The organism is Chromohalobacter sp. HP20-39, assembly GCF_033052815.1.
Classification (GTDB): Bacteria; Pseudomonadota; Gammaproteobacteria; order Pseudomonadales; family Halomonadaceae; genus Chromohalobacter.
The window spans coordinates 1-261 of record NZ_JAWHTP010000803.1 but is presented as its reverse complement, the minus strand read 5'-3'; the positions used below and the strand labels follow the sequence as shown (position 1 = coordinate 261).

Here is a 261-nt window from a genome sequence, read left to right as displayed (position 1 = left end):
GCACGGCGTGCACGCACTCAAGACGCGGGCCGACCACCCTTCCGGCAGCGACCGCCTCGCCGAAGCCGTCGGGCAGCTGGGCCTGCCGGACGACGCGGTGGTCGTCAATGTGCAGGGCGACGAGCCACTGATCGCGCCGGCCCTGATCAACGCCTGTGCGGCAACCCTGACCGCGCAGACCGATTGCGTGATGGCGACCGTTGCGCATGCGTTGACCGACCCTGACGAATTCGCGAACCCGAATGTCGTCAAGCTCGTGAC

The 261-nt window shown here is 68.2% G+C and carries 1 protein-coding gene; it reads left to right on the top strand.

Features of this window, described 5'->3' with window-relative positions; translation table 11 throughout:
* On the top strand, positions 1-261 hold a 261-nt coding region (locus tag RVY79_RS20170; RefSeq protein ID WP_411161767.1), incomplete at both ends, for a cytidylyltransferase domain-containing protein.